Source organism: Nostocoides sp. (assembly GCF_037045025.1).
Classification (GTDB): Bacteria; Actinomycetota; Actinomycetes; order Actinomycetales; family Dermatophilaceae; genus Nostocoides_A.
This window is the reverse complement of the sequence record NZ_JBAOHM010000013.1, coordinates 90,466-114,858: the sequence shown is the minus strand read 5'-3', so window position 1 is coordinate 114,858 and position 24,393 is coordinate 90,466. Positions and strand designations below refer to the sequence as shown.

The 24,393-nt window shown below is 68.8% G+C and carries 21 protein-coding genes; 9 read left to right on the top strand and 12 right to left on the bottom strand.

Annotated features, from left to right (window positions below; genetic code table 11):
* Positions 1-43: 43 nt before the first annotated feature.
* A complete protein-coding gene (locus V9G19_RS16370; protein WP_462286503.1) occupies positions 44-301 on the bottom strand; it encodes a WhiB family transcriptional regulator in 258 nt (85 codons plus the stop codon).
* 130 nt (positions 302-431) lie between these two features.
* Between V9G19_RS16370 and cofD the strand changes: the two genes are divergently transcribed.
* A complete protein-coding gene (gene cofD, locus V9G19_RS16365) occupies positions 432-1,412 on the top strand; it encodes a 2-phospho-L-lactate transferase (protein ID WP_462286502.1) in 981 nt (326 codons plus the stop codon).
* Positions 1,405-2,526 carry a coenzyme F420-0:L-glutamate ligase gene (locus V9G19_RS16360; RefSeq protein WP_462286501.1) on the top strand — a complete coding sequence of 374 codons (1,122 nt, stop codon included), beginning with the start codon at positions 1,405-1,407 and terminating at the stop codon, positions 2,524-2,526. The genes cofD and V9G19_RS16360 overlap by 8 nt, the downstream gene beginning before the upstream one ends.
* A 25-nt stretch (positions 2,527-2,551) precedes the next feature.
* Here the strand turns inward: V9G19_RS16360 and V9G19_RS16355 are convergent, their stop codons facing one another.
* From V9G19_RS16355 to V9G19_RS16325, 7 genes are all read right to left on the bottom strand, one after another.
* Positions 2,552-3,850 (bottom strand): alpha/beta hydrolase, encoded by a 1,299-nt coding sequence (locus tag V9G19_RS16355; protein ID WP_462286500.1) that lies wholly within the window; start codon positions 3,848-3,850, stop codon positions 2,552-2,554.
* 149 nt (positions 3,851-3,999) lie between these two features.
* Complete coding sequence (locus V9G19_RS16350) at positions 4,000-5,271, bottom strand: ATP-binding protein (protein WP_462286499.1); 1,272 nt, start codon at positions 5,269-5,271, stop codon at positions 4,000-4,002.
* A gap of 59 nt (positions 5,272-5,330) precedes the next feature.
* On the bottom strand, positions 5,331-6,089 hold the full coding sequence (locus tag V9G19_RS16345) for a transposase (RefSeq protein ID WP_462286498.1): 759 nt from the start codon (positions 6,087-6,089) through the stop codon (positions 5,331-5,333).
* A 320-nt stretch (positions 6,090-6,409) separates the two neighbouring features.
* Complete coding sequence (locus V9G19_RS16340; RefSeq protein WP_462286497.1) at positions 6,410-7,876, bottom strand: purine-cytosine permease family protein; 1,467 nt, start codon at positions 7,874-7,876, stop codon at positions 6,410-6,412.
* 114 nt (positions 7,877-7,990) lie between these two features.
* A complete protein-coding gene (locus tag V9G19_RS16335) occupies positions 7,991-10,000 on the bottom strand; it encodes a hydantoinase B/oxoprolinase family protein (RefSeq protein ID WP_462286496.1) in 2,010 nt (669 codons plus the stop codon).
* Entirely contained in the window at positions 9,997-11,310 is a 1,314-nt protein-coding gene (locus V9G19_RS16330) for a hydantoinase/oxoprolinase family protein (protein WP_462286495.1), read from the bottom strand. Before V9G19_RS16330 ends, V9G19_RS16335 begins: the two co-directional genes overlap by 4 nt.
* Complete coding sequence (locus V9G19_RS16325; protein WP_462286494.1) at positions 11,311-12,039, bottom strand: hydantoinase/oxoprolinase N-terminal domain-containing protein; 729 nt, start codon at positions 12,037-12,039, stop codon at positions 11,311-11,313.
* Positions 12,040-12,238: 199 nt separating this feature from the next.
* On the opposite strand from V9G19_RS16325, the gene V9G19_RS16320 reads away from it, so the two are divergent.
* From V9G19_RS16320 to V9G19_RS16300, 5 genes are read left to right on the top strand one after another with little or no spacing between them, the layout of a single operon-like run.
* Positions 12,239-12,868 carry a PucR family transcriptional regulator ligand-binding domain-containing protein gene (locus V9G19_RS16320; protein ID WP_462286493.1) on the top strand — a complete coding sequence of 210 codons (630 nt, stop codon included), beginning with the start codon at positions 12,239-12,241 and terminating at the stop codon, positions 12,866-12,868.
* Positions 12,865-13,860, top strand: coding sequence for a helix-turn-helix domain-containing protein (locus tag V9G19_RS16315; protein ID WP_462286492.1), 996 nt, complete (start codon positions 12,865-12,867; stop codon positions 13,858-13,860). Before V9G19_RS16320 ends, V9G19_RS16315 begins: the two co-directional genes overlap by 4 nt.
* A gap of 58 nt (positions 13,861-13,918) precedes the next feature.
* Positions 13,919-14,698: an SGNH/GDSL hydrolase family protein gene (locus V9G19_RS16310; RefSeq protein WP_462286491.1), complete on the top strand. Its 780-nt coding sequence runs from the start codon at positions 13,919-13,921 to the stop codon at positions 14,696-14,698.
* 58 nt (positions 14,699-14,756) lie between these two features.
* A complete protein-coding gene (locus tag V9G19_RS16305) occupies positions 14,757-15,902 on the top strand; it encodes a Gfo/Idh/MocA family protein (protein WP_462286490.1) in 1,146 nt (381 codons plus the stop codon).
* Complete coding sequence (locus V9G19_RS16300; protein WP_462286909.1) at positions 15,875-16,660, top strand: arylamine N-acetyltransferase family protein; 786 nt, start codon at positions 15,875-15,877, stop codon at positions 16,658-16,660. Before V9G19_RS16305 ends, V9G19_RS16300 begins: the two co-directional genes overlap by 28 nt.
* On the opposite strand, the gene V9G19_RS16295 is transcribed toward V9G19_RS16300, so the two are convergent.
* Positions 16,657-17,790, bottom strand: a complete 1,134-nt coding sequence (locus V9G19_RS16295) for a DNA-3-methyladenine glycosylase family protein (RefSeq protein WP_462286489.1) — start codon at positions 17,788-17,790, stop codon at positions 16,657-16,659. The two genes, V9G19_RS16300 and V9G19_RS16295, sit on opposite strands and share 4 nt — an antisense overlap.
* Before the next feature lie 490 nt (positions 17,791-18,280).
* On the opposite strand from V9G19_RS16295, the gene V9G19_RS16290 reads away from it, so the two are divergent.
* Together V9G19_RS16290 and V9G19_RS16285 are read left to right on the top strand one after the other, a co-directional pair.
* Positions 18,281-19,690 carry a sensor histidine kinase gene (locus V9G19_RS16290; protein WP_462286488.1) on the top strand — a complete coding sequence of 470 codons (1,410 nt, stop codon included), beginning with the start codon at positions 18,281-18,283 and terminating at the stop codon, positions 19,688-19,690.
* On the top strand, positions 19,687-20,364 hold the full coding sequence (locus V9G19_RS16285) for a response regulator transcription factor (RefSeq protein WP_462286487.1): 678 nt from the start codon (positions 19,687-19,689) through the stop codon (positions 20,362-20,364). The genes V9G19_RS16290 and V9G19_RS16285 overlap by 4 nt, the downstream gene beginning before the upstream one ends.
* 20 nt (positions 20,365-20,384) lie before the next feature.
* On the opposite strand, the gene V9G19_RS16280 is transcribed toward V9G19_RS16285, so the two are convergent.
* The 3 genes from V9G19_RS16280 to V9G19_RS16270 form a co-directional block, all read right to left on the bottom strand.
* Complete coding sequence (locus V9G19_RS16280; protein WP_462286486.1) at positions 20,385-21,176, bottom strand: serine/threonine-protein kinase; 792 nt, start codon at positions 21,174-21,176, stop codon at positions 20,385-20,387.
* Between the two features lie 111 nt (positions 21,177-21,287).
* Entirely contained in the window at positions 21,288-23,105 is a 1,818-nt protein-coding gene (locus V9G19_RS16275; protein WP_462286485.1) for an ABC transporter ATP-binding protein, read from the bottom strand.
* A complete protein-coding gene (locus V9G19_RS16270) occupies positions 23,102-24,193 on the bottom strand; it encodes a cytochrome b5 domain-containing protein (protein WP_462286484.1) in 1,092 nt (363 codons plus the stop codon). The genes V9G19_RS16275 and V9G19_RS16270 overlap by 4 nt, the downstream gene beginning before the upstream one ends.
* Positions 24,194-24,393: the final 200 nt, after the last annotated feature.

Here is a 24,393-nt window from a genome sequence, read left to right as displayed (position 1 = left end):
GCAGACAACGGGTCGGATGTGCCCGGGCGCCAGCCCGGGCCGCTCAGACGGCCCGTCGCTTCAGCTTGCGGCGCTCGCGCTCGGACAGCCCACCCCAGATGCCGAACCGCTCGTCGTTGGCGAGCGCATAGCTGAGGCACTCGGCGCGAACCTCGCAGCCGACGCACACCTTCTTGGCCTCGCGGGTCGAGCCGCCCTTCTCGGGGAAGAACGCCTCCGGATCGGTTTGGGCGCACAGTGACCGTTCCTGCCAGGACAGGTGTTCCTCGACGACGTCCCCCAGCAAGACGAGCTCACGCATGCCGCCTGCCTCCCATTCATAACGATTTGTTCCCGACACCGGAGTGTCCGGTTGACCACACCAGTGGAATTACACGCGTGTCATGCCCCAGAAGTCAAGCGGTCGCGGACAATGCGCAAGGATTGCCGTCATGAAAATCGTTGCCCTGGCTGGCGGTGTCGGTGGTGCCCGGTTCCTGCGGGGGCTGCGGGACGCCCTGGATGCCGACCCCGGACTGGCCCACTCGACGCTGACCGTGATCGCCAACACCGGCGACGACATCACGCTGTTCGGGCTGCGGGTCAGCCCGGATGTCGACACGTTGCTCTACACCCTCGGCGGCGGGATCGACGAGGCCCAAGGGTGGGGACGAGCCGAGGAATCCTTTGCCGTGCAAGGCGAGTTGGCAGCATACGGAGTGCAGCCGCAGTGGTTCGCATTGGGCGACAAAGACTTTGGCACGCACATCGCGCGCTCGTTGTGGCTCGGGCACGGGCTGACGCCCACCGAGATCACCGCGCGGCTGGCTGAGCGCTGGGGTTTGCCCGGCCGGGGCATCACGATCTTGCCGATGACCGACGCGCCGGTGGAGACGCACGTCGTCGTCGAGCGCGCGGGTGGGCCCGAGGCGATCCACTTCCAGCAGTGGTGGGTCGCCGAGCGGGCCGAGACCCGGGCGGAGAAGTTCGTCGTCGCCGGGCTCGACCGGGCTACCCCGGCGCCGGGTGTGCTAGAGGCGATCGGCGCCGCGGATTTGGTCTTGCTGCCGCCGAGCAACCCGGTCGTCTCGATCGGCATCATTCTCGGCGTGCCGGGGGTGCGCGAGGCGTTGCGCGGGACCCCGGCGCCCATCGTCGGCGTCGCCCCGCTCATCGGTGGCCGTCCGGTCCGCGGGCACGCCGACGCCTGCCTGCGCGCGATCGGCGTCGACTCCACCGCCGCGGCCGTCGCCGGGCTGTATGCCGATTTCCTCGACGGCTGGCTGGTCGATCCGGGCGATCTGGAGTCCGGCCCGTATCCGGACGGGATGCAGGTCATCGCTCACGACGGTCCGTTGTTGATGTCGGACCGCCAGGCCGCCGCTCGGATCGCCCGGGCAAGTCTAGACCTCGGGTTGAGCGTGAATGTCTGACGTTGGCCGTGGTCGCGACCTCGGGCTGACGGTTTGGCCGGTGCGCGGGGTGCCGGAGGTGGTGGCCGGCGACGATCTCGCTGAACTCCTCATCGCGGGGTTGCGCGCAAGCGGGCTCTCGGTGCAGAACGGGGATGTCCTGGTGGTGACGTCCAAGGTCGTCTCGAAGGCGCTCGGGCTGCGTGCCCCCGGCGCCGATCGCCGGCCTGCGGTGGCGCGCGAGACCGTCCGCATCGTCGCCGAACGCGCGACTTCCGACGGCCCGACCCGGATCGTCGAGGGCCGGTGTGGCGTGGTGGCCGCTGCGGCCGGGGTGGATTCGTCCAACACCGGCCCGAGCGGGGAGATCCTGTTGCTCCCGGAGAAGCCCGACGACGTGGCGGCCGACCTGCACGCTCGGCTGGCCGCACTGCTGCCCGAGGTATCGCGACTCGGGGTGATCCTTAGCGACACCGCCGGGCGCCCCTGGCGGGCCGGGCAGATCGACTTCGCGCTCGGAGCGCATGGGCTACGGGTCCTCGATGATCACCGTGGTCGCCGCGACGCCGACGGCCGCGCGCTGGCGGTCACCGCGATCGCGATTGCCGACGAGCTTGCTGCCGCCGCCGATCTGGTCAAGGGCAAGTCGCGCGGGATAGCGGCGGCGCTGGTGCGCGGCGCTGCGCAGTGGGTGCTGCCCGTGGACGGCACGGGCGCCGACGATCCGGGGACGGACGATCGCTGGCGGGACGGAGCCGCCCGGCTGATCCGCACCGGCCCGGGCGACTTCTTCGCCTTGGGCCACGTCGAGGCGGCCCGCGCCGCGCTCGGCCACCCGCCGGGGAGCGCCTCCAGCGAGCGAATCGGCATACGGGCCATTGGTGTGGAGCCACTCCGGACCCGAGTGGCGCGGGCGGTGGCTTTGGCCCTGACCGACCCGAGCACAGGCATGGTGGAGTTCGTTGGGCAGGTCGAGGTCGACCACACGGTTAACCTGCACTGCCCCGACCCGTATCCCGCCGGCCGCCTCGCCGCCCGTCTGGAGGTCGCACTGTGGTCGGAGGGACTGACCGGCAGCGTGACCCGCACCGAGGCCGGTTTGCACCTTTATATACACGCGCTCACGGCGCCCTGAGGCACGTGCGGCTCGCTTGAGCGGGTCAGGCCGGCGGGAGAGCCCGGAGGAACCAGGAGAAGGTGCGATTTGCGCCGGTGATGGCCGACCCCAGGTGGAGGGACCCGTGCACCGGCTCGGTAGGAAGCTGCGCGGTCGTCGCGTCGACCCCCACGGAGGCGAACTTCTCCGCGCACGAGGTCAGGTTGGCGTTGACGACCTGCTCGTCTCCGGGCACGTAGTACAACCGGACGGGGACCCCCGCGCGCCAGGAGCACACCCGATCGGCGTCTCGCAGCGCGCGTTTCAGCGGACCTTCGTGATCGGTCAGCAGGGCCATCCCGCGCGCGGTGAGCAGGTCGTTGAGGGTCTGTGGCAGGGCCGCGAAGATTGCGGTCTCCTGGACGTTTCCGCCGAACAGGGTGGATACGCGGGCGGCATAGGGTGACCTGAAGACCTCTTCCGGGCGCTGGTAGAGGTGATGGATCTTGTTGTAGGCGACCAGCACATAGCTGACGTAGTAGGCGGCGACAGGGCCGGGGACCTCCCCGGAGACGAGCGCCGGGATCTCGGCTCCGGTCGCATCGTAGGCGCCGCTGATCGCCGACACCGCACGCACCCGCCACCAGCCGCCCGGGTTGGCCTGAACGGCGCGGGCGACACCGAGCGCCGCCGAGGCACCTTGCGAGAAGCCGCTCACCAGGAGGTCGTGGGTTGCCTCATGACCGGTGCGCGGCAGGAAGCTGCGAGTCGCCGACAGCAGGTCGATCGTGGCCGAGACCTCAGTCGGGATGTCGTGGTAGGGGTGAGTTCCGGCGCCATAGCCCAAACCGAGATAGTCGGGCGCGACCGCGACGTAGCCGGCGCTCGCCGCCTGGAGTGCCGCGCCGGTGACGAAGGGGTTGGCGGCGGCCGAGGGCGCGTCGCCGCGATAGGCAAGGGTGCCGTGCTCGACCACGACGGTCCGCAGGGCTCGAGCGGACACCCGGGGCACGACGACCAGACCACTCGCCGTGATGGATCGGCCCTGCGGATCGACGGTCGCGTAGGTCAGCCGCCACAGGTCGACGCCGGCGACGGTGTGGCCGGCGTCGAATCCGTTCGCCGAGAGCGATGCCCGCACCCGGCTGGCACTCAAGCTGGCGGCGTGCTCGGCCCACAGCAGTCGTCCCGGCCCCGCCGGCGCGCTCGTCGCGGACCCGCGGGAGACGCTCGCCACCCCCGGTGCCGCCCCTGCGGGGACCGCGCTCGCTCCCAGGGCGACGAGGCCCGACAGCGCCACCGCCGCGACTCGCAGATGGGGCCGGGTTCCCTTGGCGCGCACGCCCTTTGCGGATTCCGACATGATCTGACCGTATGGCCGCCCGGGCGGGCCTTCGAGGGCACTGGCACCCCGATTCGCGGTAGGGCTAGAACCACCCCGGCCGCCGAACTCCAGGAAGGGGACTGATTCGCCTGCGTCACCGGTGAGCGCGCCCTGGGAGGGTGACGTGGCTACGGGGCGAGCAACGCCAGGGGTACCACAGCGACATCATCGGGGCGGCGATAGGCCTGGGGTCCAGTACTGACGATGACGGCGTCCAGGAGACGGTCGTCTAGTTGTTTGGCCAACCAGTGCAGATGGGTGGCGTCGCGGTCCTCGATGGTGGTCGCGAGTTTGACCTCGATCGCCACCACTTTGCCGTCGTCACGGACGACGACCACGTCGATCTCGTGGTCGCCGTTGCGCGTGCGCAGGTGACCGACCATAGCGTCGGACCCCTCCGCCGCGACCCGGATGCACAACGTGGCCAGCGATTCGAAGAGATGGCCGAGCATCGTCCCGGCCTGCGGGCCGATAGGGCTCCCCTCGCCGTCCACCAGGGAGGTAAGCGTCATTCCTAAGAGTCGTGCCGCCAGAGCCGGGTCGGCCAAGTGATGCTTTGGAGCTTGACCGAGCCGAGTCAGCGGATGACCGCCCGGCGCCCAAGCCGGGACCGGGTCCAACAGCCATAGCTGAGTCAGCACATCACGGTAGGCAATAGAAGTACTGCGGGCCGGTTTGTCGGCCTGAGCCGGAGTCGCCGCGTCCAGCACACGAGAGTAGCTGGCGGTCGTGGCGGTGGCCGCGGCATACGCACGCAACCACGCGAGCATCGCCTGCGGCTTGCGCACCGCCAATCCTTGCTCGGGCACGTCGCGGTCGACGGCGTTCTGGAGATAGGAGTCCAACTGGAACCGCAAGGCCCGCGACGGCAGGCCACGAAGCCCAGGAAAACCGGAGGCGAGGATCTCCTGTGCGTAGTCAACCAGCCGCAGGTCGCTACGGCCCTGCACGGGTGGTCGTGTCCCGGTAAGAAGCTCCCGCAAGCTGACCGTCGGTTCGGCCACCCCGCGCTCGGACAGCGTCATCGGTCGCATCCGTAGCCGACCGATTCGCCCGGCACCCGAGTGCGCGGTCGCGCCCACGGCTGGGGCAGCGGACCCGACCAGTAGAAACTGGCCACCGGTCAGGTCTTCGTCGGCGACTCGGCGAACCACGTCCCACACCTCGGGAACCTTCTGCCACTCGTCGATCAACAGCGAACGCGCGCGATCCCTGACCAGTTCGGGATCGGCAGCCACAGCGGTGCGGACGGCGCGCGAGTCCAAACGCAGCACACCCCTTACCCGTTGCTCGGCCGTGGTCGTCTTCCCTACCGCCTTGGGTCCATCGATCGCGATAGCTGGGACATACGGGAACAGTTCATCCAGCTCGTCGTCGACGATCCGACGCGCGTAGTCCACGGTTGAACCCTACAATATGCAGTCGACGAATCGGACGATTAGCAGGTAATGAGGCTTATTCACGAGGCTAGTTTCAGGAATTGTAGCCCGAGGACAGCGGTGATGGTTTGAGCGAATGTGTGGTAGGGCCGCCGGTAGTCGGTGTGGAGGATCCGCCAGGTTTTCAAATGCGCGATGGTTCGTTCGATGGTGGCGCGGATCGCGTTGAGTTCTTTGTTGAATTGCTTCCGGTCGTCGGTGAGTTCTCCACCGGGTGGTTTCTTGATCGGGGTGATCAGGCCGGCGCCGATATAGCCTTTGTCGGCGACGATGGTGAGGAGGTCCTCGGTGTCGAGGACTCCGTGGGTGCGCAGGGCGGTCAGGTCGTGGGTGGACCCGGGAAGGGGATCGGAGACCCACAGCAGCCGGCCGGAGAGGGTGGCGGCGATTTGGACGTTGACACCGGTGGTGTGGTGTTTGCCGGAGTACAGGTCGGGGATGTCGGCCCAGGACCAGCACGGGAGCAGGGTTCCGTCGATGATCAGGGGGACGTCGGGGTCGAGGTCGTCCGCGACCGGGATCCAGTCGGCGGTGGCGTCGGCGAGGGCGGGGGTCATCGCGGCGATCGTCCGCGAGATCGTGGGCTGGGAGGTGGCGTACCGGTCGGCCAGGTCTTCTTGGGTGCTGTTTCGCCGCAAATAGGTCATGGTGATGATGATCGACTTTCGCAGCCCCAGCGACGGTGGGTAAGCCACTGGATATCCTGCGTTCTGCAGGTCGCGGATCATGATGACGAGACGGTCGATCTGGCCCCTGGTGAAACCGGTGGTAGAATACATTCGCGACAGTCCGTTCTGGAGTGTTTGAGTGTGCTAACCCAATTCTCTCTAAGGGCGGGCTGTCGCTTTGTTAGGCGCTCCGGTCAGAATGTCGCGTTTGTATTACGTTCCTCCCCCTGAATAAGCCTCAATGAATCATCCAGTTCGCATGCCCCGTTGCCGTCCTTTTACAATCGGATTCAGTCACCCGCCCACGGGAAGAACCGCAACCGAAGACCGGTCACGGACCAAGCCAAGCCAGCAAGCCATCGCGGACGACCGCCAGGGTGGGGGCGATCGTCCGCGACAGCAGCCGAGCCGGGTCAGGCACCCGGTCGGAGTCAGGTGCGCACCGAGCTGGTGATGCCGGAGGCGGAGCGGAGCACGGCATACAGACCCGCGGCGACGACGGCGGTGACGATCGGGCCCCAGGTGGTGGCCCACGGCGGGGCGCTCTCGATGATGACCAGCCCCACCGCGGAGGAGACCACCGAAGCGATGGTCCCGGGGTGCGAGGCGGAGCGAATCCGGTCCATCCGGATCTCGAGGGTGTCGGGGTCGACCCCGTCGCGGCGGTCCATGGCGATGTGCACCAGCGCGATCGCGACCCATGAAGTGACCAGAACGCCTTGCCACGACAGCGCTTTGAGCAGGTAGCTGAAGACATCGGTCAGCATCAGCAGATACATGATCACCGACCCGACGAGCACCCACACCACCCGCGGCGCCTTGATCCGCAGGAAGCTCTCGCCGAAGCTGGCGAGGTTCTCCGAGGCGAGGTAGTGGTTCGCCGTGTTGATCCGGGTCTGGCTGATCCACACGAGGATCACCGCGAAGATGCCCATGACCTGGGTGAGCGCGACGGCCACGCCGCCCTCGGTCACCGAGGAGCCGACCTGGTCGCGCAACGTGTGGCTGAGATAGATCCCGATCAGCCCGTTGACGAGGAAGGCCATCGTGTAGAAGACCCAGCCGAAGGTCACCGCGCCGTGGTATGCCGCGTCCTCCTGCCGCCCGAGCCGGGCGAAGTCCATCGTGTACATCATCAGGATCCACACGCCCATGTAGACGCCGAACGCGAGCAGCCAGCCGGGTCCGCCGGACGAGAGCGGGATCGGCTCGTGCGAGCCGTAGCCGGTCCACCCCTGCGGGTGGCCCTTGACCGTGGCGACGACGACCGCGGCGGCGAGGCCGACGAGATAGAACGGCAGGAGTATGCCGTTGACCCGGTCGAGCCAGTTGCGCACGCCGCCGAAGACCAGCGGGGTGGAATAGAGGACGACGATCAGATACCAGATGTTGATCGGCCAGCCGAGGCTCTCACGGGTCCAGGCCTCCAGGGTCGTCGCGATGATCGAGCCCTCGAAGACGCCGTAATACAGGGCGGTGGCCGCGAAGACGAGGGTCGCCAGCGCCGAGCCGGCCTTGCCGAAGATCACCCGGCTGAGCAGGTCGACGGTGAAGCCGGTGCGAATCGCATAGGCCGACAACACCGTGTTGATCGCGCCGAAGACGATGACGGTCAAGACGATGCCGATGGTCGCGTCCCGCACCCCGACGATCGAGGCGACGAGCGCGGCGACGTAGATGTAGAACATCGCCGAGACCAGCGACCACCAGCCCATCATCAGCGACAGGCGCGGGATACGTTCGACGTGGCGGTGGTCGTCCTTCTCCGGGACGAAGCCGGTCCCGTCGTCGGCGTTGGATCCGAAGAGGTCGCGCTGGGCGTGGACGGGCTCGATCTCGTCGTGGGTGGGGGCGGGCGGGGTGCGGATCGCCCGGGATTGCTCGGGAGGCAGCGGCATGATGAACTCGCTTTCGAAGGGGTCTTTCGTGGACGGCAGAGACGGACCGGGAGAGTCCTTCGCGCACCCGGTCACTGGCCGGTGACCGGGTGCACCCTGGTCGACGATTGGGGCTCAGCCCCAGTGGCCCGCCGAGCGACGCATCAGGGTTTCGCGGAACTGGCGAGTGGTCTCCTCATACAGCTCCCCGCTGCCCCAATCGACGATGACGCCATAGCGCCGGATCATGTCGAGCAGGTCGATCTCGCCGGCGCGGTAGCGCCGGGCGACGTCGGCCGGGTCCTCCTGGAGCCAGCCGCGGCGGTCCGCACGGATTTGGTAACGCAGCTCCTGCGTGGCGCTCTGGTCCACCTCGTACTCGTCGAGCTCGGCGTCGACCGCGTGGACGACCACGCCATAGTCCTTGGCGGCCCGTTCGATGGAGACATAGCCGTCGATGACGTCCTCAACGACGGCGTGGATGTCCCGCTCGAGCGGGTCGCCATAGCCACCGCCGCCGGCCGAGGGCCGCACGAAGCTGTCGCCGGACTCCACCGGCACGCTGGAGAAGACGCTGCCGAGGAAGGTTTCGCGCTCGGTGCCCCGGTTGAGCCACACCCCGTGCGGGATCGACGGCAGGCCGCCGCCCATCCCCCACGTGATCGACCGGGCGCGGTCGCAGCAATAGGACATGACCGTGTTCGTCGCGTCGGTCAGCACCCCGCCCTTCTCGATCCCGACCCCGCCACGGAAGCGACCCGGGCCACCGGAGTCGACGGCGAGCGAGTGGCTGGAGGTGATGACCGGGCTGAGCCGCTCCTGCCCCTCCAACGGCTGCACCGCGAGACCGACACCGAAGACCGGTGCGGTGGCACCGGACCCGTCCTTGGTCGCGCGACCGCCCCAGCCGCCGGCCATCCAGTCGTACCACATGAAATACGGCTGCTCCTCGACCCGGGCATCCCGGCCGCCGACGAGGAGATATTCGAGGTTGAAGCAGCACGCGAGCGCCCGCTCGGGCACGATCTGGCTCCACAGCTCGAAGATCGCGTTCATCAACTTCTCGTAGGGCCCGGAGCAGAAGCCGGTCACGGCATACGGCCACCCGGCGTTGACGACGGTGCCCTCGGGCCCGATGTCGGCGTCGACCGCGCGATAGAAGCCGGAGTTGAGCGGGATGTCCGGGAAGAAGGTCTTGGTGCCGGCATAGATCGCCGAGAACGTCGTCCCACAGCCGGAGTTGAGGAAGGAGCTGACCGCCGGCGCGGACCCGTCGAGGTCGTAGAGCACCTGGTCGCCCCGGATCGTCATGGTCACCGTGATCGGGACCAGCCCCTCGGCCTTGCCCATGTCGGCATCGAGATAGTCGGTCGTCGTCCAGGTGCCGTCGGGTAGCTCGGCGACGCGCTTGCGGACGATCCGCTCGACATAATCCTGCACCTCGGCCATCGCCTCGACGACCGTGTCCTTGCCATAGCGCTCGACCAGGCGCAGGACCTCGCGCTCACACATGCTCGTCGCCTCGGACTGGGCGTGTAGGTCGCCCAAAGCGACCTCCGGCGAGCGGGTGTTCTCCACGAGGAGGGCGCCCACGTCATACCGGAAAACGCCGCGGTCGAAGATCTTGACTGCCGGAATCCGCAGCCCCTCGCCGAAGTGCTCCTTGGCATTGACGTCGAAACTGCCCGGCACCGAGCCACCGATATCGGCCCAGTGGCCCTTGTTCTGGGCGAACCCGATGATCTCGTCCTCGACGAAGATCGGGCGGATGAAGCTGACGTCGTTGAAGTGGGTCCCGCCGCGATAGGGGTCGTTGATCGCGAAGACGTCACCGGGGTGGATGTCGTCCTGGAACAGCTCGAGGACGGCCTTGCACTGGAAGTGCAGCGTGCCGACGTGGACGGCGATGTCCTGGCTGCCCTGCATGACGGTGTTGCCCTGGGCGTCGCACAGAGCCGAACTGAAGTCGCGGCTGTAGATGACGAAGGCATAGCAGGTCCGCAGGATCTGCTCGCTCATTAGGTCCACCGAGGTCGCGAAGGCGTTCTTGAGGACCTCGAAGGTCACCGGGTCGAGGGTCCGGGATACGTATGCCGTGTCCTCGCTCGCGCTGGCCGCCGGACGGGCGGGGGAATCGATGCTCATCGGGAGGTCTCCTTCAGGTGGATGAGGATGTTGAGGGACTCGTCGATCTCCGCTGTGGTGCCGGGCGGGACGACAGTTGTGGAGTCGAGTTGGTCGATGATCGCCGGGCCGGTGATCGCCGTGCCTGCCGGAAGGGTGAGCCGGTCGAAGAGCGGGGTGGGCACCCAGCCGGTGTCCTCGAACCACACGTCCCGGTGCCCCGATGGCTCCGGTGTATGGCCGTTGACCCGCTCGTGCACCGCGAACACCGGTTTGGGCGTGGTCCCGATCGCGCGCAGCGAGAGCTGGTAGACCTCGACGGCCGCCTCGTCGCGGCGGAAGGCGAACTCCCGCTCGTGCTGCTCGTGGAAACGCTGCACCGCCTCGGCCAGAGCGCCCGGACCCGAGCCGATCTCGACGGCCAAGGAACGCCACTGCCCGCGGTAGCGCATCGAGACCAGCCGTTGCAGCACCGCCCGGTCCGCCGGGACCTTCTCGTGGCGCAGCCGCTCGGAGGCCTCCGCCTCGAGGGTGAGGTAGTGCTGCTCCAGGTCGTCCGCGTCGATCGTGGCGACCTCGTGGTTGTACATCTGCGACAGGTCGTGCCGGATGTCGACGAGCAGGCACCCGAGGGCGGAGGTGACCCCCGGATTCGCCGGCACGATGACAGTCGGTATGGACAGTTCCTTGGCCACCTCGGCGCCGTGCAGTGCTCCTGCCCCACCGAAGGCGACGAGGGCGAAGTCGCGCGGGTCGAGTCCGCGGCGGATCGAGACGAGGCGGACGGCGTCGGCCATATTGGCGTTGGCGACCTTGACGACCGCGCCGGCGGCTTCGGCCAGTTCGAGACCGAGCGGCTCCACGATCCGGCGTCGCAGCGCCTCGCGGGCCAGGGACGGGTCGAGGGACTTCGCGCCGCCGGCCAGGCTGGTGCCGAGCCGGCCGAGGGTGAGGTTGGCGTCGGAGTTGGTCGGCTCGGTTCCGCCGGTGTCATAGCAGGCCGGGCCGGGATCGGCACCTGCGGACTGGGGCCCGTTGCGCAGCGAGCCGGCCTCGTCCAGCCAGGCGAGCGACCCGCCGCCGGCGCCGATGGTCAGCACCTCGATGCTCGGGAAGATGATCGGATAGCCGTACTCGACCGACCACTCCGTGGTCACGCGCAACTCCCCGCCATGGACGAGGCAGATGTCGGTGCTCGTGCCGCCCATGTCCAGGCCGATGGCATTCGGGTAACCACATTGGCTCGCGACGTGCCGCGCCGCGATGGCCCCCGCGGCGATCCCCGAGGCGGCCAGCCGGACGGGGTAGCGCTGAACCATCGTCGGGGTCATCTAGCCGCCGCCACTGTGCAGCAGGAGGAGGTCACCGGCATACCCCTCCCCGGACAGCTCGCCGCTGAGGCGATTGACATAGCCGGTGACCAGCGGCGCCAGGACCGCGTTGGCGACGGTGGTGTTGAAGCGCTCGTATTCGAAGATTTCCGGGAGGATCTCGGCGGAGGTCGAGACGGCCGCGTCGGGAAGCTCCTCCTGGAGGATCTCGCGCATGCGGACCTCGTGCGCCGGATTGGCGTGGCTGTTGATGAAGCACACCGCGACCGTCGTGGCGCCCCGCTTGCGCAGCAGGGCCGCGACCCGCCGGGCCTCGATCTCGTCCAGCGGCTCGACGATCTGACCGGAAAAGTCGATCCGCTCAGTGACCTCGAAGCGGTCCCGGCGCCGGATGTAGGGCGTCCCCACGTCCTTGTAGGCGTCCCAGAGATCGTCCTTGGTGCCATCCCGGATCTCCAGGACGTCGCGGAAGCCCCTCGTGGTGACCATCGCCGCGGCGGGGAAGCGCCGGGTGATCAGGGCATTGGTGGCCACGGTAGTGCCGTGGCTGAACAGGGAGACATCCTTGAGGTCGACCTCGCCGCGGTGGACGCCGTTCATGATGGCCCGCATCGGGTCATCGGGGGTGGACGGGACCTTCGTGACGCGAACCTCGCGGGAGTCCTCGTCGAAGATGCACACGTCGGTGAAGGTGCCGCCGACATCGACGGCGACGCGAAGAGTGGACAATGTGGCCACCTCCAGGTGGTTTCGGGGTTGGTGTGAAGTTCCCTCGCGGTGCCCGCCGCCGGGGTGATGAATCGAGAATGGATCAGGCCTTCGCTCCCGTCACCGTCGCTTTTCCAAAGCGCGCCTCGATTTCTTGTGCTTTGCAACAATAAGATCGCCCGAATAGGGCGATCCGCGATGGTGCGGGGAGGTGACGACGGTGTCCGGACCGACAACGCTGACGGTCGGTGACCTCCTCGCGCACACCCCCTTGGGCCTCGAGTTGGTCTCCGAGGCGCCCACGACGGCACGGGTGCGCGGGGCACATTCGATCGAGCTGGAGCACCCGGAGGCTTGGCTGCGGCCCGGCTCGGTGATGCTGACCACCGGGCTGCGGTTCGTCGGTATGCGGCCCGGGAACGGCGGCGAGGCCGACCTCGTCGCCGGGCTGGTCGCCGCCGACGTCGCGGCGCTCCTTTTCGGGATCGGCGTGCATTTCGACACCGTGCCGCGGGCGTTGGTCCTCGCCGCCTCGCAGGCCGGCTTCCCGGTCCTGACCATCCCGCCCGAGGTGCCGTTCTATCGGGTCGAGGACTATGTCAACAGCGCCGTCCTGGGCGGGGACCCGCACGCGGCGCAGCGGCTGCTGTGGCTGCAGAACGACCTGCTGCAGACCCTGGCCGAGCCGCGGCCGGTCGCCGCCCTCGTCCGCCGGCTCGCCGCCCTGGTCAAGGGCACCGCGGTCGCCTATGAAGAGAGCGGCCGCCAGGTCGCTGCTGTGGGGGCAGGGCCGACGCGGATCATCTGGTCGGAGCTGCGCAGCCGCAAGGTGCACCGGCATCGTTCATGATCGGGCGTTGGCACGTCCTGACCCGTCCGCTCAGCGTCCGCGGGGTCGGCTTCTGGCTGGTCCTCGCGTCCCAGAACGCCGGCACGCTCGAGGACGTCGGGGATCCGCTGCTGGAGTCGGCGCAACGGATCTTCGCCGCCGTCGGCGGGGTCCGGGCCCTGGGGGCCGCCCAGATGCGGGCCGAGTCGGGACAGCTGCTGCGTCAGCTGTGGGACGGGGTGACGACCGAGGAGGAGGTGCGCATCTGGGAGCGGTTGCGGCCCTTCCGGTTCCTCCCGCGACATCCGGTCCAGTTCTTCGAGGCGGTTCCGCGGGCGGTGATTCCGGGGCGCGGCGGAGCGGCGGCGGCGGTCGGCGGCGGGGATCACGAGAGCCTGCTGTCCCACCTGCACGACGAGGCCCAGTTGGCCGGGCTCGCGCTGGTGCTCCATTCGAGTGCCGATCCCGACGACACCCAGCCCAGGACGGCCGCGGAGGTGAGCGGGATGGTCGGGGGCGGACCCGCCCTCGACGACTGGATCGCCGTGCTCGCCGCGACCCACCACATCGGCCTGAGCGAGCGGTTCACCGATCTCGTCGTGGCGCGTCGCCACCACCGGGACGCGCGCCGAGCCGCGCAGGTCGCGGTGCGTCGGGGCACCTTCGCCGCGGCCGAATCTCCGACGCCGCCCGGCTCCGGCATGGTCGTGCGCTTCGAGGACGTCGACCTCGCCACCTGGCTGCTGTCCTCACGCGGGCAGCAGGCGACGGCCGACAAGGTCCGCCAGCAACTCGACGACTTCCTCGCCCACGAGGACCTCGTCGAAACGGCGATCACCTGGCTGGCCAACGGCCTCGATGTCGGGGCCACCGCCAAGGCGCTCTTCCTCCACCCGAACTCGGTGCGCTATCGGATGCGCCGGATCGAGGAGATCCTCCACGCGCCGCTCACCTCCCCGACAATCATCGCGAACCTCTATCTCGCCTTCCACGACCGGCTCGCGCCGCTCTGAGGTCCGCCAAACCTGATCGGGCCGCGGCGGGTGGCCAGGCTGGGGCTAGCCTCGAACCATGGAGGAGGTGCCGCTGCGCCAGAAGGCGCTCGGCATGACCGGTGCCGCCCGGACCGTGCTCTGCCTGGGAGACAGCCTCACCTACGGCCAGGTCGGCTACTCCTACCTCGACTTCATGAAGACCCCGGACCGCTTCATCAACCGCGGCCGCAACGGCGACACGGTTCAGGGCGCCGCCGCCCGCCTGACCCGCTACATCGCCTCGCCTCGGTATGCCGCGGTGACCACCTGCATCGTCGGCATCGGCACCAACGACACCCTCTGGCCGACCCTGGCTCGCCGCTCGGCCTTCTGGGCCCGGTATGTGGCCGCCCGCGCCGGCGCGCCCGTGGCCGGCCGCGACACCGACTTCCGGGCCGCATACGAACGAATCGTCACCCAAGCTCGGGTCGCCGGGTGGGATCTGATCGTCATCGGGCTGCCCGCGACGGAGCTGACCTGGCTGCCCACCGAGACGCTGGCCCCCCGGGACGCGCTGATCCGCGAGATCGCCCGGACCCACGCTCTTCCATATGTCGATCAGCGCGCGGCCATGGCGGCGGCCGCGCTGCGCTTTCGGGAGGCGCATCCCGGCGCCTCGCTCCGGCCATACGACTGGTCTGGGCACAACGCCGCCCGCATCGGCGACGCGCTCGCGATGAGCATCCTGCCCCCGAGCAAGGACTGGTTCGCCCGCCGGCGGCAGCTCATCCTCAGCGTCGATGGCGTGCATCACTCCTCGCTCGCGGCCCGTGCCGTCGCCGCCGCGGGCGCCGAGTGCTTGCGCGAGCGGAGCTGACCTGCGCATGCCCGCGACCCCCTCGAACCGCACCGCCCCTGGCGAAGGAGAAGAACAGATGAGTGGACCCGTCGGCGTCGGAGTCATCGGTGCGGGGAATATCAGCGCCGAGTATCTGCGGAACCTGACCAGCTTCCCGGATCTGCGCGTCCTTGCCATCGCCGACGAGGTGGCCGATCGCGCGGCGGAGCAGGCCCGGGCGTTCGGGGTGCCGCACGTCGGCGGCGTCCAGGAGTTGCTCGATGATTCCGGCATCGAGATCGTCCTGAATCTCACCACGCCGGCGGCTCATGTGCCGGTCACCAGTGCGCTCCTGCGGTCCGGCAAGCACGTGTATAGCGAGAAGGCGCTCGCCGTGGACCGGGAGGGCGGACGTCACCTGCTCGCCCTCGCCGCCGAACGAGGGTTGCGCCTCGGGTGCGCCCCGGACACCTTCCTCGGGGCCGGGCTACAAAGCGCGAAGCGTCTCATCACCTCGGGAGCCATCGGGCAGCCGCTCTCCGCGATCACCCTGCTGCAGGATCCCGGGCCGGAGTCGTGGCATCCGAGCCCCGAGTTCATCTATGCGCCAGGCGCCGGCCCGCTGTGGGATCGCGGCCCCTACTACCTGACCATGCTGGTGCAAATGCTGGGCTCGATCCGGGCCGTCGCCGCGACCACCACCACGGCGTTCGCCGAGCGCACGGTGCAGACCGGCCCGCGCGCGGGCACGGCCTTCCCGGTGGAGGTCCCCACCAATGTGACCGCCCTCCTGGAGTTCGAGGGCGGCGTCACCGCGCACAGCACCTTCAGCTACGAGTCGCCGGTGCTGCGCAAGGGCTGGATCGAGATCACCGGCACGGAGGCGACGCTGGCGGTTCCGGATCCGAACTCCTTCGTGGGCGACGTGTTCATCTACCCCACTCGTCGGTTCAGTTTCGAGGAGTTCATGGCGGCGGGCGTCGAGCCGCCGCGCTCCGACTGGCGGCGGGTGAGCAGTCCCGAATGGACGGCCTCCCGCGGCCTGGGCGTCCTCGACCTCGCCCGGGGCCTGCGGAGCGGGACCCCACATCGCGCATCCGGAGAACTTGCCTTCCACGTCCTCGACGTCATGTCATCGATCGATGAGGCCGCTCAGGCAAAGTCGTTCGTGACTCTGGAGAGCTCCGCTCCCGGCGCGCCGCTTCTTCCGGAGACCTGGGATCCATACCGCGCGACCCTCTGAACCCCCGGCCGGCTCGAGACCCCGGCACTAAAGAGGGCGAGAGCGAGGACACCGCCGAGGAGATCGCCGCGCGCACGGTCAACAAGGAGCGCGCCCGCGCCGGCGAGGCCCAACAGGCGAGCAAGGCGCTCGCCCGGCTGCAGACCGCGCAATCGCGGACGTTCACCTTCGACAACCTCGACGTCCTGCTGCAGCAGCATCCCGGAGTGGATCTCGCTGCGGTGCAGGAGAAATTCGTCGGTCGTGGACGGGGTGGCTATTGCTTCGAGCGCGCCACGCTAGTGCATGCGGCGCTCGGGGCGCTGGGGTATGCCGTGGAGCTGCACCTCGACCGCGTCGGTGACCCGCACCTCGCCGGGCGCTGCCACCTGGTCGTCGTCGCCACCCTCGACGGATCGCGTTATCTCGTCGACCCGGGCATCGGTGTGCCGCCGCTCGGCCCGATTCCGTTGCGTGACGGCGGTCTTCTCGACGGAGCCATCTGGCCGCACGAGGTCCGGCACTACGACGAGGGCCGTGCCGGCAACGGCTGGCAGTGGTGGCGCAAGCGATCCTACGGCTGGGAGCTGATGCATACGGTGGACGAGCTGCCCGTCCGCCGGATCGATGTCGAGATCGGTCACTGGTTTCACCAGCACCAACCCGGCCTCGCACTTCACCAGCAGCAGCCGGGCCGAGCTCACCCGGCTAGCGGTTATCGAGCGGGTCGAGGCGCTGATGTCTCACGGCGCGGCAGAACCCGACCGGTGAGCAGCTAACGGCGGGTGGGCAGGTGGGTCGGCAGGGTCATCCGGGGGGCGCGGCGGGGACGGCGACTGCCCGCCAGCGCAAGGAGGGCCTGGACGCGGTAGCGATGTCCGGCATACGGGATCAGCAGTTCCTCCAGCTGGAGGTCGTCGATGTCGTGGCCGAGCAGGGCCCAGCCGATCTCCTTGGCGACGTGGTAGTCGCCGAAGCTCGGCGAGTCGGGGTCGCCGAGGGCGCGCTGGGCGACCTCGGCCATCGTCCAGACGCCGACGCCGGGGACCGCACGCAGGCGGGCGCGGGCCTGGGGCAGCGGCAGCTCGGCGCACTCCTCCAGGCGGCCGGCGACGCGGGCGCACCGGATGATCGTGTCGGAGCGCTGCGGCGTGACGCCGGCGCGCAGATACTCCCAGGACGGGATGGCCAGCCAGCCGGCGGGGCTCGGCGCCAACCGCAGCCCGTCCCGTGGGCCGGGAGCGGGCTCGCCGAAACGCCATACCAGCGAACGGAATCCGGCGAACGCCTCCCGGCCGGTGACCTTCTGCTCGATGACGATCGGGATCAGGCTGTCGAGGACCAGACGAGAGCGCGGCACCCGCCAGCCGGGGTTGGCGCGGCGGGCGTCGGCGACCGGCCGGTGGTGGGCCACCCAGCCGTCCCAGTCATCGTCGGCCCCGAGCAGGTCGGGCAGGCCGTCGAGCAGCCAGCCGGCCCCGCTCCCCCACGCCTGGCCGACGACCTCCCCGGCCCTTGGGTCCTCGCGCAGCAGCAGCGTCGCCGGGCCGTCGGGGGTGCGCCGGGCCAGCCAGATCCCGGCGCCGTCGCGGACAAACGTCGGGTCGCCGCGGCCGTGCCGCAGGCAGCCGACGACGGCCCCGAGGGACAGGGGGTGCCCGGGGCGGTAGCGCCGCTCGACGGGCAACGCGGTGACGGTCATATCCGCCGCGGCCCGATGCGCAGCGGCGGGCCGGTGGGGATACGGGCCGAGCCGAACGCCACCCAGATATAGGTCGGCACGAGCGGCAGCGCCGCGGCCAACGCCCGCTCGGGAATGCGCGCGGCCCTCGGAGTGGCTGACCGGCACCGTGACCCGCACCGAGACCGGTTTGCGCCTCGACGTAGGCGCGCCGCCTGCGCCATCCACCGACTGAGGGTGAGGGCTCGCGGAATCGTCAGGGTCTGATCATTTGCGCACCGTTGAAGGGTTCATCAGACTGGGATAGTGACGGTGGGAACATCCCGAGCGACCAACCTGCGTGGGCGGGGCAGGAGATCGCTGGTGCCATGGATCGTGCTTTGTATCGGTGCTCTGGCCTTTTCGTTGATCCTGTTGATCAGGTCGCCGGGGGCGGACGCGATCCGCCTCGGTCCACCGGTGACCGTTCCGGCTGCTACCACGGGGCCGGCCGGCGCTACCGGACCCGCTCCCCCTCCCGGGGCATCCTCCGATTCGAGCAGCAGCGTTCCCGAGCTCGCGTCTCCGGCTGCGCCTCGCGAGGTGGACGAGGACGGCAATGACCGCGATGCGGTCGAGGACAGTGTTGGCCGCTAGCGCCACGTCGTGGCTTCGCCTTCGGGGGCGTAGTCACCGGTGGCAGCGGCCGTTCCCGGTCCGAGCCCGGCTGTTGGCGACCATGCTCGCCCTCACGGCAGCGGCCATGGCTCTGGTGGGAACAGCGGACGCGGCCTTTCAAAACGGGCAACTCACCGCACGCGTCGACCGGCTGCTGGCGGTCGAACTGGCGGAGTTACGGGCCCTCGCAGCCAATCCGCCGCTGACTGAGCGCGGAGCACCGGTCGCATCCACCCACGACCTGCTGCGTCTTGCCTTGTCCCACCTCACTCCGGGGCGCGACGAGATCTACCTCGGATTGCTCGACCGGAAACTCGCTCTGATGCCCTCGACGCCCCTTCCGGTCCGGGTGAGCGATTTGGATGCGGTCATCGCGCAAGCTGGCGGTCTCCAACTTCGCGACGGGGCCCAAATCCGCCAACTCGACACGCCAGCGGGTCCGGTGCGGTTCTTGGCTGTCCCGGTGAGGGTGGGCTCGGCGCGGCTCGGAACGTTCGTTGCGGCCGTCCTGCTTGGGCCGCAACAGGCGACCCTGATGGCCAACCGCCTGTGGAACGCGGCCGCGGCGCTGGGCGCGCTCATGGTCATCGCCGTGGCCGGATGGGTGGTCGCAGGACGGCTGCTTCGGCCGCTGCGGCAGCTCCGGTCGACGGCCATGGCCATCAGTTCGACGGACCTAACCCGGCGGATCCCGGTCGATGGGGATGACGACCTGGCCGATCTTGCCCGGGCGTTCAACTCCATGCTCGGTCGGCTACAGCTGGCCTTCCAAGCTCAGCAGCGGTTCCTCGATGATGCCGGGCACGAACTGAGGACGCCGGTCACTATCGTGCAGGGCCACTTGGATGTGGTCGATCCCGGCGATCCGGTCGATGTGGCGTCGACGATCGACCTGGCGACCGACGAACTGCGGCGGATGAGTCGCCTCATCGACGACCTGACGATCCTGGCGCGCGCCGGACGACCCGATTTCGTTCGTCTGGCCCCGGTCGACATCGACCGGCTCCTCTCGGAGGTTCTGTGCAAGGCCACGGCGCTTGGCGATCGCCGCTGGGTTGCGGATGGCGCCCCGGCCGTCGTGGTCGAGGCCGATGAGCAGCGTCTGCAGCAAGCCCTCCTCCAGCTCGCGGACAACGCCGTTCGGCACACGCAGGCCGGCGGCGAGATCGGCATCGGCGCCGCCGACCTCGGCGAGCGGGTACGGCTGTGGGTGCGTGACGACGGCGACGGCGTGTCGCGCGACGAAGCCGAGCGGATCTTCGAACGGTTCGTCCACGGCACGAACGGACGCACCAGCCCCGGTTCCGGCCTCGGGCTGTCTATCGTCCGCGCGATCATGCAGGCCCATTCCGGACGAGCGGGGGTGACCTCGGGTGCCGCCGGAACCGGCAGCGTCTTCTGGCTGGAACTGCCTTCTGGCAGGGGGGTGCGACGGGTGCTCGATGACGCCGCGATGAGGGGCACCCGGTGAAGCGCATTCTCGTTGCGGAGGACGAGGAGCGGATCGCTGCATTTGTCGAAAAGGGTCTGCGCGCCTCCGGATTCCAGCCCACCGTCGCCCAGGATGGCTACAGCGCGTTGCAGCACGCGCTCTCCGGATTGTTTGACCTGCTCGTCCTGGACCTCCGCCTGCCGGTCATGGATGGACTCGACGTCCTGCAGGAGATACGTCGTCAACGTGTCCAACTCCCGGTGATCGTGCTCACCGCCAGGAGTTCGGTCACCGACACCGTCGCCGGGCTGGACCGGGGAGCCGACGATTACCTGGCCAAGCCGTTCCGATTCGAGGAGCTGCTCGCCCGGATCCGCGCCCGCCTTCGCGCCGATGTGATCGCCATCCCGGAGCCGACCGTTCTCTCGCACGAGGGACTCGAACTGGACCTACACACCAGGGCGGCGAGCGTCGACGGGCGCACAGTCGCGCTGTCGACGCGGGAGTTCCACCTCGCCGAGTTGCTCTTGCGTCACCCGGGCCAGGTGTTGACCCGAGAGCAGATCCTCAGCGACGTATGGGGATATGACTTCGACCCCGGGTCCAACGTCGTCGACGTGTACATCCGCTACCTACGGCGCAAGCTCGGCGCCAACCGCATCGAGACCGTCCGCGGTGCCGGCTATCGGCTCGCGGGCCCGCGTCATCGATGATCCGTCGCCGGGGCAACCGATCAGGGGCCTGGCACGAAGTCGGGCCACAGCGGCTGATCGGTCATCGTCTGCGAAACCATCGTCAGGGCCGCCGCGGCCGACTCTGGCCGGGAAGCGGGATCGGGCTCGAGCAGGTTGGCGATAGCCCCGGCGAGCCCGCTCGGACTCGTGCGCGCCAGGAGAGCGCGAATCTCCTCCCGCGAGCGCAGCGTGCCGGTGGCCGCGCAGCTGGCTGGCTCTCCGGTGAGCAACTCGAAGCAGATCGCGCCGACCGCGAAAATGTCCATGCCCGGCGTGACCGGGTCGCCCGCCACATATTCAGGTGCCTGGTAGCCCTCGGTTCCGTTCGGGGGGCCGCTGCTGCGGACGTGGCCAAGGGGCCGGGCCAGTTCCAGATCCAGGAGCACGATCCGGCCCTCCCGCAGCAGAACGTTCGAGGGACTGAGATCCAGATGTGCCATTCCCTGGCCGTGCAGATAATGCAGGGCCGAAAGCAGTTGCAGAGTAACCATTCTCGCGTCGGCGGCCGAGAACTGCTGCTCGAGGAGGACGGCCGCGAGGCTGGGCCCCTCGACATACTCCAACACCACGTGGGGTGGCAAATCGTCGACGCGGATCGACAGGAGGCGTTGCAGGCTCGGGTGCGCGAGCTGAGCCAACAACTCGGCCTCGTCTCGCAGGTAGGCCCGGCCCAGCGCCAATTTTCGGCCGGCAGCACGACATATTTTCACGGTAACCGGGGCCCACAGGCAGCTCGACCAGGCAAGCCACGCTTCGTTGAACTCGCCGTGTCCGAGCCGCTGCCAGGCCACCAGCCCAGGCGCCAAGAGGGTTCCCGGCGCCGGGAGCGGCCTTGAAGTCATTGCGTCTCCTTGATCGGGGTGCGGGGTAGCCCGGCTTGCGTACCTGCCGGGCCGCCCCGTCTAGGGCCGACTCAGTGACGCGAGTGACGGCTGTGCTTGCGGCTGTGCTTGCGGCTGTGTTTCGACGAACGACGGCTCTGCAGTTCGCCGAACGGCTTGACCATTCCCTTGACCATGGCACGCCCCTCCTTCCTCGAGTTGGGTGATGTCGACGACGCGATCTGCGGTCGCCGCGAGGTGAAGATCGTGCGTCACGATGACAACGGTGCGCCCGCGACAGACATCGGCCACGGCGGCCATCACGACGGCCGCGGCTTCATTGTCTAGGCCCGCCGTTGGTTCGTCGAGCAGGACGACGGAGGCGTCGGCGGCCACGGCGCGGGCGATGGCGATCCGGCGGCGCTGACCCCCGGAGAAGAGAAGTCCGCCCTCGCCCATCGAGGTGGCGAACCCGTCGGGCAGCCGGCTGACGAACTCATCGACCCAGCCGACCTCGGCGGCGTGCTGGAGGCGCGCGGCGTCGCAGTCGGTGTTGCCCATTGCGATATTGGTCCCGATCGACGCGTCGAGAAACCAGGACTCCTGCGGGACGAAGGCGACCTGACGGCGCAAAGCCTGGATGTCCAGGTCTCGAATGTCGATTCCATCCCAGCAGATGCGGCCCCGATCGGGCTCGTTGAACCGGAGGAGCAACGCCAACAGGGTGCTCTTACCGGTCCCGGTCGCCCCGACGATCGCCAAGACCTTACCCGCCGGGATATTCAGCGAGACATCGTCGAGGACGGTGGATGCGTCACTGTAGGCGAAGCCGATGTGGTCGATTGTGATGCCGGCGCGCAGCGGTAGGACTGGCTGCCCAGATCCGGTCGCCTCCATGGCCTGGCCGGGTTGCAGGACTTCGTCGAGCCGGTCTTTGCTCGCCCTGGCCTTCGCCAGCAACGTCGCCATCCGGCTCAGTTCGCGGATCGGTGCATAGAGCGACCCGAGATACGCCAAAGCGACCGTGAGCTCGCCGAGGCTCATCGTGCCTGCGCGCACCTTGGCGACTGCCAGGATCAGCACGATCGCGCTTCCACAGGCGAGGACGAACTCACCGAGCGGAGCGAGGCGGGCATCGACGATCCCGACCCGGACCTCGCGGCGCCGACAGGCGTCACTGGAGAGGGTGAAGTCCACCAGGCCGCGCTGCTCATAGCGGTATGCCTGGACGAGCGTGACGTTTCGCAGCAGGTCGGATGCGCGGGTGGTCATCTCGCTCTCGGCCTCGCGGGCGGCAGTTTGGGCGCTGCGCACCGCCCGGCGCCGGGTCACGACGACGACATACAGCAACGGACACACCACAACCGCCGCCAGCGCGATCTGAGCATCCATGCGCCACAGCACGACCAGGGTTCCGAGAACGAAGAGGGATTCGGGGATCGCGGTCTCCCACCACGCCACGATGCCGTTCTGATATCGGTAGACATCGATGGTGAGGCGCGAGACCAGATCACTGCTGCGGTGGCGATCGTGGAACCGTGGTGAGCGCCGGATCAGATTGCCCAAAAGATGAATCCGGATCCGGTGGCCGATGGACTCGGCCGCGTGAATCGCGAATACCCCGGAGGCGTAGCCGGTCACGCGCGTCCCCACGGCCATGGCGACCATCGTCAAGGCGGCGGCGACCGTCAGCCATACCGGGGACCAGCCGGCAATGACCGCTAGCGGTCCGGTGAGGGGTTGCTGACCGAGCGCATTGTCGATGACGACCTTGACCGGCCATGGAAGGGCCAGCTCCAACGCCGACGCCACCAGCACCAGGAGGCTGGCCACGGCCAGCCGAGCGATATCGGCGCCATCGACCGCCCTCGGGGCGGCTGGGACATCTCGCGCGCTCACCGCAACACCCCGATCTGGTAGCCCCTCAACGTGGTGGCGGCGTCGGCGTCGCCGGAATGCTCCTCCGAATATTGCCCGCCGCCGTCTCCGCCGCACATCTCTGTGATCGCCTCGGCACCCCCCGGGTGGCGACCAATCCACGGCGTCAGGTCGTAGACCTTGCCCCCGACGATCGACCAACAGCTTCGCGCCGTGGCGTGCTTGGCGACGTCCGCCCGGGTATAGCCCGCCTCAGGTGCGGGTGGCCTGACCGCGCCAGTTCCAGCGGATGTCGAGGTGCCGGAGGGCTCGAGCGGCCCGATGCGGAAACCGGCCAGCGCTTCGGCGGGTCCCGGGTCGGTGGCGTGCTTTCCCCGGTAGGCGCCTGAGGCGTCCGCTCCGCACATCGCGGTGATCGACCCGGCGCCACCCGGATGCTGGGACACCCACCTCGTCACGTCGTAGACCTGGCCGTCGACCACCGACCAGCAGCTCGTGCCGCCGTTGTGCTTGGCTACCTCAGCCAGAGTGAGGGGGCCCCCAGCGCCGTCCGGCGACGCCTGGGACGAGCCGCGACCGGTGGCCTCGCCGCCGGTCGGCGCCGGCGCGTCGGCCGCGGGGGTGGTCCGCGCCGACGCCCACACCGAAACCGCACCACTGTGGCCTGCCGCCACGGTGACGGCGCACGTGGCAGCCGCCACAATGACAACGAGAACAGATAGTGCGCGGCCCGCCCAAGGCGGCATCCTCCCTGGTGTGGATGGGCACACGAGGCGCCACCAGAGCATTCCCAGAGCCAGAGCCGAGACGGCCAACATCGGCAATGCTTCGCCATACTGTTGGTGCACCTTCGAGACGCCGACCTCGGCGGCGAGTGCTTCGCCGGATTCCCCTGCGAACCAGGCCGCCACCGCACCAGCGCCCACGCCCAGCACGGACAGCCCGGCGAGCCGGGCCCGCAGCCTCGGGACGAGGATCGCGACGACCAAAGCGGCCAGGGAGAGCGGCAACAACACGGTGGCCGCATGAACAACCAGGGGATGCCACGGAAGACCACCGGAAGTATCGGGCCCAGCGAGCGTGGCGAGTTCGGCGTTCACAGGTCCCACACTGCGAGCCGAGGATGAGGCCAAAGTGAGAGGCACATGAAAGAATTCTCATGCGTCGGGCCTGGCTTGTACCCATGTGACGCCGTACTGTTTCAGCAAAGACGGACGGAAAGCGGGTCATGATGAAAGAAAACCGAATCAGCCGGGATCCTCCTGAGAATGATCGCCGGCATTACTCCACTTTTTGTGGCAAATCCCGT

Excerpts from the sequence above, each read along its gene's own strand:
- V9G19_RS16370 (WP_462286503.1), bottom strand. The coding sequence starts at position 301 with ATGCGTGAGCTCGTCTTGCTGGGGGACGTCGTCGAGGAACACCTGTCC.
- cofD (WP_462286502.1), top strand. The coding sequence starts at position 432 with ATGAAAATCGTTGCCCTGGCTGGCGGTGTCGGTGGTGCCCGGTTCCTG.
- V9G19_RS16360 (WP_462286501.1), top strand. The coding sequence starts at position 1,405 with ATGTCTGACGTTGGCCGTGGTCGCGACCTCGGGCTGACGGTTTGGCCG.
- V9G19_RS16355 (WP_462286500.1), bottom strand. The coding sequence starts at position 3,850 with ATGTCGGAATCCGCAAAGGGCGTGCGCGCCAAGGGAACCCGGCCCCAT.
- V9G19_RS16345 (WP_462286498.1), bottom strand. The coding sequence starts at position 6,089 with ATGTATTCTACCACCGGTTTCACCAGGGGCCAGATCGACCGTCTCGTC.
- V9G19_RS16340 (WP_462286497.1), bottom strand. The coding sequence starts at position 7,876 with ATGCCGCTGCCTCCCGAGCAATCCCGGGCGATCCGCACCCCGCCCGCC.
- V9G19_RS16335 (WP_462286496.1), bottom strand. The coding sequence starts at position 10,000 with ATGAGCATCGATTCCCCCGCCCGTCCGGCGGCCAGCGCGAGCGAGGAC.
- V9G19_RS16330 (WP_462286495.1), bottom strand. The coding sequence starts at position 11,310 with ATGACCCCGACGATGGTTCAGCGCTACCCCGTCCGGCTGGCCGCCTCG.
- V9G19_RS16315 (WP_462286492.1), top strand. The coding sequence starts at position 12,865 with ATGATCGGGCGTTGGCACGTCCTGACCCGTCCGCTCAGCGTCCGCGGG.
- V9G19_RS16310 (WP_462286491.1), top strand. The coding sequence starts at position 13,919 with ATGGAGGAGGTGCCGCTGCGCCAGAAGGCGCTCGGCATGACCGGTGCC.
- V9G19_RS16305 (WP_462286490.1), top strand. The coding sequence starts at position 14,757 with ATGAGTGGACCCGTCGGCGTCGGAGTCATCGGTGCGGGGAATATCAGC.
- V9G19_RS16290 (WP_462286488.1), top strand. The coding sequence starts at position 18,281 with ATGCTCGCCCTCACGGCAGCGGCCATGGCTCTGGTGGGAACAGCGGAC.